We start from the raw sequence: 10,698 nt of genomic DNA on the forward strand, positions 1-10,698 counted from the left end.
TAGGGGAGTAGGGGAGTAGGGGAGTAGGGGAGTAGGGGAGTAAGGGAGTAGGGGAGTAGGGGAGTAGGGGAGTAGGGGAGTAGGGGAGTAGGGGAGAAATTAAAATGTATCCTCTCGATCGCCAAATATTTTATTTATACCATTACATCCTGACATGATATTATACCATTTTGATAAATGTTTGCTACAAATAGGTAGGTGATTTTTTAGGAGTCAGGAGTCAGGAGTCACGAGTCGTATGGGAATAGTTTTGATGCCATGCAAGTTTTGTTATAATCAGAACTTACGCAGGAAAACCCAGAAACCCGGTTTCTTGTAGACGTCTATTGCTCATGCGCAACGATTTATCCTAGAAACCGGGTACGACAGTGCGTAAGTCCTAATAATAATGATTCAAAATTCAGAGGCACTGGTATATCAGTCTCTACTTGTTGCACGAATTAGTAGGGTGGGCAAATATTAGTTGATTGAACATGGATATCTATTACTCAATATTTGCCCACCTCATTGATACTTGTCAAATTGGCAAATTAATAGGGAATTTCATAAGAAACATCCGATCGCTAATTACTATTTTAACTTCAACCCATATTTTGAGTATACAAAGCACTCCGTGGCAAAACACGTTGTACTTCTTCTACCGTCGTTATCCCTTGAGTCACCTTTTCAATAGCAGCAGTTCGGAAAGACACAAAACCATTTTTCTTCAAATAACGTTGCAACTGAGTCATTGTACCTTCATAAATCAATTCGCGAACAGTATCATTGACATCCAATAATTCTACAAGTGCTTCTCTACCAGAATAACCAGAATTGAAACAATTAGAACAACCACGACCCATACGCCATTTCCCTTGAATTTCATGATTGATACTTGGAGTAACAGCAGTCATTGTTTGCACGCTATGACCATTACCATTACCATTACTATTATTCAATATAGAAGCGTAAGCAGATGTGGTATTGCTAACAGCCCAATTGACAGCAGATAATGTTTGTGGCTTATCTAAACCCAATATTTGTAACTCTTCTTTGGTAGGAGTATGAGGTTCTCCACAGTGGGGGCAAATTTTCCTGACTAATCTTTGTGCAACAATACCCAAGAGCGCATCACTCATCAAAGCAGGGTCAGGACCAATATCCTTTAAGCGGGGAATAGCACCCATAGCATCATTAGTATGTAGAGTCGTCAATACTAAGTGACCAGTTAATGCAGCACGGACTGCTGTATCTGCCGTTTCGCGATCGCGTATTTCACCCATCATAATAATATCAGGGTCTTGACGCAAAATAGCCCGCAGACCAGCAGCAAAAGTCATTCCTGCTTTCTCATTAACCTGAGTTTGAGTAATCCCTGGCAATACATATTCTACCGGATCTTCAACAGTAACTACATTAACATTTTCCGTTGCCACCGATAACAAACTGGTGTATAAGGTACTGGTTTTCCCTGAACCAGTCGGACCTGTAAAAATAATCATTCCTTGTGGTTGGCGCAACAAATTTTTGTATACACTCAAACTGCGCTCAGAAAATCCCAACTTCTCTAAACTAGAAAAAGGATTTTTGGAAGTTAGTAACCTAATCACAACTTTTTCCCCACCAACACAAGGAAGGGTGCTGACTCGCAAATCTAATCCTACATTAGAATCATCATTCTCTGCATATTGCTCGCTAATTCGCCCATCTTGAGGACACCTACTTTCTGCGATATCCATATCACACATAACCTTAATAGCAACTACTACTCGACGACCAATATCTGCTGGTAGGGTAGTAATATTTCTGAGGATGCCATCAATACGGTAGCGTACTCGCAGACCTTCCCCAGTGGGTTCAAGATGAATGTCACTCGCACGGTTACGCAGAGCGCCGGAAATGATTGTTTTAATCCGACCAATTTGGTCTGCTGCTTGGGAAAGATATAATTCTGTAGTGGCACAGACATCTTCTTCTTCTAACTCTCCAGTTAAAGGGTTAATTAATTGTGTGCCAGAAATAGATTTGGGGTCTATTTTTTCTCTATGAAACCAAGCGCTATAACTCTTGTCCGCAATAGCAATAATTCTGATGTCAGAAAAAGTACGATCGCTCATCTTTTTCATTTCATCAGCACATATATCTATAGGAGAGGCTAAATAGTAGCAATTGCGCCACAGCAGCAAGGGAATAACTGGGGGTAAATCTTTTTGATCGGGAAATTCTCTAAAGAAGCGATATGCTACTTCTTTATCAAGCAGTTGCAAATTTAGAATTCCCCGTTTATCTACTAAACGTTCCAATGCTTCTTGACAAGTAATTTCACGATTTCTTAATAGTTGCCAAGCGGATAAAACAGAAGTTGATGTACTCATAATGATTATGAATCAGAAATATTTGAAATAATGACCTGTCCTTAAGGACGAGGTTTAAAATAATATTGCATGGAGGAGAGAATACTTTTTGTTCTCCTTCAACTTATGAGACTAACACTGTTGTGATGAAATTAAAACCCATTTATCATTTTGCTCTTGTATCGTAGTCCTGAGAAGGATTTTGCAGAGAATATCTTGGAAAAAGGCCAAGACTAACAGGGAATCAGAGAGCCAAAAAATTTTATCAACTTATAATCATAACTTGATAATTCTTTTTGTGCCAACGAGTTAATTTTCTGTATATAGTTATACAAATGATTTTTTGTTTGATAATAGGGGAAATACTGTACAATAGTATCCTTAAAACTGCTTCATGTCTCTCTCATTTTCCTATACTTCAGTATACTTTTTAAGGGGGGGTTATTTAGAAGAACTTGTAGTGGACTGTTTCAGCTAAAACTGTGCAATAGATTTTTGTTTCTAGGTGTCTTTTTCTCCCCACCCAGACCACACTTCCTATCTAACGCACCATTTAAGATGAAACAACCCAGTAGGGGACCGTTTCAGCTAAAATAGTGCGTTAGAATTGTCATTGCGTTAGCGAAGCTTTGCGATAGCAAACGATAGTGTTTGGGGAGCAGTCCGTCAGGATAGCAATCTCTGGTAGATTTCCTATTGCACCATTTAAGATGAAACAACCCATTAGGGTGCGTTAGCAAGAATATCAACAACTCTGAAATCAAGTTAATATTGCTACAGCTTAACGCACCATTGCAATTTATGGGTGAAACTGGTTTCGTTAGCTGGCTTACCTGAAACATGATTAGCGCTTTTTCATGTAGCTCCGCAAAACACACCCTACTAGACCGACACTTATGCAATGGTGCGTTACGACGGATTGTTAAATCACTTTCACACGGAGTAATTGTAGCCGTCTAACGCACCCTACTAGACTGACACTTATGCAATGATGCGTTACGACGGATTGTTAAATCACTTTCACACGGAGTAATTGTAGCCGTCTAACGAACCCTACTGGACTGAAATTGTCATGCCCAATTTCGGGGCGGGTTTTTATGACTGAACGCGCTTATATCAAGGCTCTTGGCTAAACCCGCCCCTACTACCTCAAACTCTCCAACAACTCCTCGGTAAATGGTTTTTCCCCTGCCTGGAGTGCTTTTATCCATTCTTGCCGTTGTGCTTTCTTCTCCTCATCATCAGTCCATTCTAGATAGAACTGAAAATCTGCGATCGCTCCTTCAATATCTCCTGTTAATGCTCTGGCAAGTCTCCGACTATCAAAAATATTGCCATCTTTAGGGCTAAGGGCGACTGCTTTTTCACAGGCAAACATGACATTAGTAGCTTGTTTATCAAGACTGCCCTGACGACAAAGTGTATTCCAATTATCAGCAGAAATTAGATTAGGGTCAATTTTTTCTGCTTGCTTGTAATATTTACAGCAATTTTGGAGGCGCGTGAGCTACAAAGCAAAGACTTCCAGTCTGTTGTAATTTTGGTAACACAAGCATCCTGCTTGTTACAGCAAACGAAGGCTGAACTGCAAAAACTGTACCTCAGCATCCTCAAAAGTGCTGTAACTGTATCTTTAACTTTAGCCTGTTTTAGAAACTCCCTTCCTTGAGATCAAAACTGATCTACTGCCTCATCTTGAGCTTTAACTTTTGGATCGATATTTTGCCAAATAGGAATCAATGCCATTTTGTCAAGTTCTTTTGCTCGTTGATACTTGTCTATTGCTGCCTCAATTTTTCCTTCTCTTGCCAGTTTTCTACCTTCCTGCATCAATTTTTCTGCCTCGAATAATGATTCTGCTCTAACTTTTGGCTTGAGGTTGAGGTTGGAATTCCATTTTAGCCCTTGATTAAATTTAGCTATTGCTGCCTTCAGTTTTTCTGCCTCCCCTTTGCTTTCCCTTGCCAGTTTTTCTCCCTCTATTACCAAACTGAGAGCTGCTGCTTCCTTCCGTTTGTCGGTTTGGCAAATTCTGAGTTCTTCTAACTCCTGGGGATGGGAAATTAGGTAATCATTTAACAATTCGCAACCACGCTTGGTTAAATCTTCTATCCCCAAATGTAACCACAATTTTACCGTCTTCCCACGACTGGCAGTAGCAATTATTTCTCCATTAGGGCTAAATTCTACATCGGAGACTAAAGTCTTATATCCTGCTATAGTCTGCAACAACTTACCTTGTCGGTTCCACAATTTCACCGTTTTGTCATTACTTGCAGTTGCAATAGTCTTGCCATCAGAGCTAAAATCTACATCGGATACTGAACTCTTATGCCCTTTCAGAGTTTGCAACAACTCCCCCTGTTGGTTCCACAATTTCACTGTACTATCATCACTAGCAGTTGCAATAGTCTTGCCATCAGGGCTAAATGCTATATCAGAGACTCTTTTTTTATGACCTTCCAGAGTCTGCAACAACTCCCCCTGTTGGTTCCACAATTTCACCATACCATCATCACTAGCAGTTGCCATCCTCTCTCCATCGGAGCTAAAATCTACATCGGATATCCCACTATTATGAGCTTTCAGAGTTTGCAACAACTCACCCTTTTTGTTCCACAATTTCACTGTACCATCATCACTAGCAGTTGCAATACTCTCTCCATCATCGCTCAATGCTACACTATTGACAGAATTATCATATCTTTCCAAAGTCTGCAACAACTGACCCTGTTGATCCCATAATTTCACTGTGCCATCATCACTAGCAGTTGCCATCATCTTTCCATCAGGACTAAATTCTACATCAGATACCGAGCTATCATATCCCTGTAGAGTTTGCAACAACTCACCCTGTTGGTTCCATAATTTCACCGTACTATCATCACTAGCAGTTGCCATCATCTTTCCATCAGGACTAAATGCTACGTCAGAGACCAAACTATTATACTCTTGCAGAATTTGCAACTCTTGCCCCTGTTGGTTCCACAATTTCACCGTGCCATCATCACCGGCAGTTGCCATCATCTTTCCATCCTGCCTCAATTCTACATCGGAGACCAAACTATTATGCCCTTTTAGAGTTTGCAACTCTTGCCCCTGTTGGTTCCACAATTTCACTGTACCATCATCACTGGCAGTTGCCATCATCTTTCCATCAGAGCTAAAATTTACATCCGAGGGGCGATCGTGATGGGCTTCGATAGTTTGCAACAATTCACCCTGTTGGTTCCACAATTTCACTATACCATCATCACTGGAGGTGGCAATAGTCTTTCCATCAGAGCTAAAATTTATATCCGCGAGCCTATTATCATGGGCTTCGATAGTTTGCAACAATTCACCCTTTTGGTTCCACAATTTCACTATACCATCATCACTAGCAGTTGTAATAGTTTTTCCATCAGGACTAAAATCTACATTGGAAATTCCACTATTATGACCTTTCAGAGTTTGCAACAATTCACCCTGTTGGCTCCACAATTTGACTATACCATCACTACTGGCAGTTGTAATAATCTTTCCATCGGGGCTAAAATCTACATGGGAAATTCCACTATTATGACCTTTGAGAATCTGTAATAACTGCCCCTGAAAGTTCCATAATTTTACTGTACCATTATCACTGGCAGTTAAAATAGTCTTTCTATCGGGGCTAAAATCTATATCAGAGATGCTACTATTATGACCTTTGAGAATCTGTAATAACTGCCCCTGAAGGTTCCATAATTTTACTGTACCATTATGACTAGCAGTTGCAATCATCTTTCCATCCTGACTAAATTCTACATCAGAGACTTTATTCTGATCCCTTGGCAAACGGTTAAACTCTCTAAACTCCTCATTTTGCTCACTTTTGTAAACTGCTACTCGTAGAACATCTGTAATAATGCTAGTTTCATTTGTTAATGGAAAACCATTATCTATTTGTTTTTGCCTAGCCTCCATTGCACTAATTAGTTCATCCAAACGCTGACCTAAAATAGAATGCGCTTTAGCTTCATTTGCCTTAGCTAACATAGTTTGCTTGTCTGCCAATCTTCTTTGTTTGTCTGCTCTTCTTCTTTCATATATGGCATCTAAACCAAACACCGTCATTCCTATTGCCAATACTGCCATCACTAAGGCAGCAGCAACTGAACCTCTAACCAGTCGTTTTTGCAACTTTTGTCGTTCTTCCCGCTCCTGTTTTAGTTCTTGTAGTATTCCTACCTCTTTTCTTTGCCGAATAAACCCAACCAAATAATCATGTACTAACTGATAGTGGTCTGCTGGATTTTGCGGTAGTAAAAATACTAAACCAGAATCTACAAAAATCTTTAATACTAACTCTAACTCTTCTGCATTAAAATTACTTTCTTTCATCAACTCTGCTTGAGTTTTTAAAGGACGAGTATTATTATCATCGGTGAACAATAGTAAAACTAACCAAGCTAATTTTTCATTTTCTGCCCCACAATCTCTTACCACAGACTCTAAATATTGTTCTACTAATTTAGCTTTAGGATTCTCTCCTAATTCCATATATTTTTCCAAAGTTGTAATATCATCTCTCTGCAATTGCGCTCCCATGACTTGCAACTCAATTGGACGAATTTTTCCCAACTCCTCAGCTAAGTCTTCTACTAACTTTTCTGTCAGTTCTGAATCTATTTTAAATTGTGATTTTTCTGTTAATCCTTGAATTACTGATTTTGCTTGTGAAGGGGTAAAATTCCCTAAGCAATAAATTACATTTTTACTTAAAATATCATGATTAATTACTTCTAAATTAGCTAAATGATTAAACTCTAATAAATAATGAATGTAATCTGACCGTAGAGATAAAACTATTTTCACAAAGGAAATTTTTAAACATTCTTGGAGGAAATAAGCAAATTCTTGTTTCTGTTTTGCTTCCATATTTACAAAGAAAAATTCCTCAAATTGGTCAAAAATTATTACCGTTAATAAATTTGATTGAGCATTATTTTTTAACTTCTCAAAAATCTCCTCAGTCGAATTTAGACTCTCTGAATTAATTGTTAAATTTTTAATTATTTGTAATTTTTTCTCTAAAAATTTTGCCAATTCGGAAATCCAATTAACATAAACTCGTTGTAAAACAACTATTACATCACGAGTATCAATTGATTTTCCTTCTAAAGTTGGAACTAATCCTGCGTGTAAAATCGAACTTTTACCTACTCCTGATTGCCCATGAATAACTATTAGTTTATAGTCAGGGCGACTAATTCTTTCGAGCAATTTTTCTACATCATACTGTCGTCCTGATGCTGCAATTTCTTGAGTAAGTTTTTGTTGATTAGTTCTTTGTTTTGACTGAGGTAAAGCGGGATTAATATTTAGTTTGATATCTCTCAAGCGATTAGGACCAACAAAAGCCTGAAAGCCAAATTGTTGTTTTATTTTTTGTCGTTCTTGCTTAATTTTAAAAGCCTTGAGATATTCTTTTTGTTGGTAATAAATTTCTTGTAATTCTGTGAGAATATCAATGTAAAATTCAGGGCTATATTCAGGTTTTGTCGTATGTTTTGCTTGTTCTAAGCGGGCTATAGATGCTTGGATTTGACCTAAACCTTTTTCGGCTTTTGCTAGAGAAAATAAATATTTACCCTGATGATATGAAAATTCCCAATCTAAATTAATTTCTTCCTTTCTTGAGGTACAATTAGATGCTTTAGCTAGGGTCTCATTAAGAATTTTTAGAGCTTTTTGAGCAAGTTTTTTGGCTTGTTGATAGTGATTTTTAGTCAGTTCAACTTCAGCTATAAAACTATAAGCACAAGCTTCTCGAAAAGGATGGGAATAGATTTTGTGTAATTCTATTGCTCTATGGGCAACAGTCTCTAACTTATCCCAATGTTCCAAAGTTTGCAGAATTTCTCCCCAAGCATTGATAAATTTTGCTGCTAAATTTGGGTAGTTAGCTGTTTCAAATATTTCCACTGACTTCTGATAATATGAGGCAGTTCGGGAACAACTTGTATCTTTGTCTATGCCATGCCAAAGTTCATAACTACGCCACAACAACCCCAGATAATAATAAGTGTGAGCTACTCGCACCTGGTTGTTAAGTTGTTGCCAAAGTTCGAGACTGCGTTGATAATGCTTTAATGCTGTTTCCTCGGAATTATCTGCTGTTCTACCTAAAACAAATTCTAAACCTGCCTCTAATTTTGGTTCTAACCTAACTTCTCTATTTGACAATTCTTGCTGTGCATCTAACAATTCTTGATAAACAAATTCTCCCACACCCAAAGCGGTATGTTCCAAAAATATTCCGGCTCCATTATCTAATACTTTCTGATAAACACAGTTACTCGTTTGCTGAATAAAATCTATTAATTCTTGAGTGGGAGTTTCAAATACAGTTAGACTTGTCCAACTTTCAAAATCAGGAATTAAGCGAATAAACTTTCGGGAAATCTCTTGATCTATCCATAAAAGTATTGGGAAGTGAAAATTATTTTTAAATTCCTCCCGCACTAACCCCATGGAGACGAGTAGTTTATCTACATCCGTTACTGACTCTAAACCCCAAACCATCAAAGCATCTGGTTGTTGGTCTCCTAACTGTTGGCCAATAGTAGCATAAAGTTCTCCCACTGACTCATCTAACTGCAACTGTGCTAAGTTTCCAGAAAAAGATGCCTGGAGTTTTTGGATAAGGCGATCGCGCTGAGTTAGAGTATTACTACGGGCTAAAAATAGCCGAAACTCTCCTTGAGACATTTCTAGAGCAAATATTAGCTCGGACAATAATTCTGGATTTTGATGAAAATTTGGCATTCTATTTCAGTTATCAGTTATCAGTTATCAGCTTAGTAGTGCCGTGTCAAGACTACAATTGTGGGTTAGGAGCGAGTAACCTTGGAGACCTCACCCCCCTGCCCCTCCTCCTCTCCTGCTTTTGAGAGTGGGGAAAGACTCCCCCTTCCCTCGTAGGGAAGGGGGTTGGGCGTTAGGTTCTTTAACTCACATTTTCAAGCTTGACACGACAGTAGGGTGCGTTAATGAAATGTAACGCACCGAAATATTTGGGGCGGTGCGTTACTAATTATTTAATTATAAGGCTAATCCCTTAACTCCTTCAACACCTCATCAGTAAACGGGTTTTCCCCTGCCTGGAGTGCTTTTATCCATTCTTGGCGTTGTGCTTTATTCTTCTCATTGTCAGTCCATTCTACATATACCTGAAAATCTTCTATTGCCCCTTCAATATCCCCAGTTAATGCCCTGGCAAGTCCCCGACTATCAATAATACCGCCATCTTTTGGGCTAAGGGCGACTGCTTTTTCACAGGCAAACATCACATCAGCAGCTTGTTTATAGAGACTGCCATTCCAACAGAGTGTATTCCAATTACTAGCAGAAATTTGAGTGGGGTCAATTTTTTCTGCTTTTTGGTAGGATGCAATTGCTTCCTTAACTTTACCCTCTTTGACAAGCTCACTCCCTTTATCCCACAACCCATCTACTGCATCGGAAGCCTCAAGTTTTGCTTTAGCTTCTGGATTAATATTTTGCCAAGTAGGGATAAATGCAACTTTGTCAAGTTCTTTTGCTCGTTGATATTTTTCTACTGCTTCCTGAATTTTTCCTTCCCTTGCTAATTTAGTACCTTCCTCCATCAGTTTTTCTGCCTCCCATAATGATCCTGCCCAAACTTTGAAATTTGAGTTAAGGTCAAGGTCGGAGTTCCATTTTAGTGCTTTCTTAAATGCAGCAACTGCCTCCTCAAGTTTTTCTGCTTCCCCTTTGCTTTCCCTTGCCAATTTCTCTCCCTCTATCACCCAATTACGAGAAGCTACTTTCATCCGTCCGTAGGTTTGGCAAATCTCAAGTTCCTCCAACTTTTGAGGATGGGTAATCAAATAATCATTTAACCACTCGCAACCAAGCGTAGTTAAATCTTCTATCCGCCAATTTGTCCACAATTTCACTGTTTTGTCACCACTTGCAGAAGCAATAGTCTTTCCATCGGGACTAAATGCTACACCTCTGACCCAACTCTCATGGCCGGTGAGAGTCTGCAAGAATTTCCCCTGGCGGTTCCACAATTTCACTGTTTTGTCATCACTTGCAGTTGCAATAGTCTCTCCATCGGAACTAAATGCTACACCATTGACCCTATCCTCATGGCCGATGAGAGTCTGCAATAATTGACCCTGACGGTTCCACAATTTCACTGTTTTGTCATAACTGGCAGAAGCAATAGTCTCTCCATCGGGACTAAATGCTACACCATTGACCGAATTCTTATGGCCGGTGAGAGTCTGGAATAAATTCCCCTGACGGTTCCACAACTTCACTGTTTTGTCATAACTGGCAGAAGCAATAGTCTCTCCATCGGGACTAAATG

The 10,698-nt window shown here is 39.1% G+C and carries 4 protein-coding genes; all 4 read right to left on the reverse strand.

Annotated features, from left to right (window positions below; translation table 11 throughout):
* Window positions 1-581 precede the first annotated feature (581 nt).
* Complete coding sequence (locus ACP6PK_RS13340; protein WP_426560023.1) at window positions 582-2,354, reverse strand: GspE/PulE family protein; 1,773 nt, start codon at window positions 2,352-2,354, stop codon at window positions 582-584.
* Between the two features lie 1,123 nt (window positions 2,355-3,477).
* On the reverse strand, window positions 3,478-3,711 hold the full coding sequence (locus tag ACP6PK_RS13345) for a hypothetical protein (protein WP_094673916.1): 234 nt from the start codon (window positions 3,709-3,711) through the stop codon (window positions 3,478-3,480).
* 293 nt (window positions 3,712-4,004) lie between these two features.
* Window positions 4,005-9,125 carry a WD40 domain-containing protein gene (locus tag ACP6PK_RS13350; protein ID WP_426560024.1) on the reverse strand — a complete coding sequence of 1,707 codons (5,121 nt, stop codon included), beginning with the start codon at window positions 9,123-9,125 and terminating at the stop codon, window positions 4,005-4,007.
* A gap of 284 nt (window positions 9,126-9,409) precedes the next feature.
* Window positions 9,410-10,698: WD40 repeat domain-containing protein (locus ACP6PK_RS13355; RefSeq protein WP_426560025.1), on the reverse strand; the 1,289-nt coding region annotated here is incomplete at its 5' end.

The organism is Dapis hubbardiae BLCC-M172 (assembly GCF_050016015.1).
Taxonomy (GTDB): domain Bacteria; phylum Cyanobacteriota; class Cyanobacteriia; order Cyanobacteriales; family Microcoleaceae; genus Trichodesmium.

What these genes read in the sequence shown, in the direction of transcription:
- ACP6PK_RS13340 (WP_426560023.1), bottom strand. Translation starts at nt 2,354, where the DNA reads ATGAGTACATCAACTTCTGTTTTATCCGCTTGGCAACTATTAAGAAAT.
- ACP6PK_RS13345 (WP_094673916.1), bottom strand. Translation starts at nt 3,711, where the DNA reads ATGTTTGCCTGTGAAAAAGCAGTCGCCCTTAGCCCTAAAGATGGCAAT.
- ACP6PK_RS13350 (WP_426560024.1), bottom strand. Translation starts at nt 9,125, where the DNA reads ATGCCAAATTTTCATCAAAATCCAGAATTATTGTCCGAGCTAATATTT.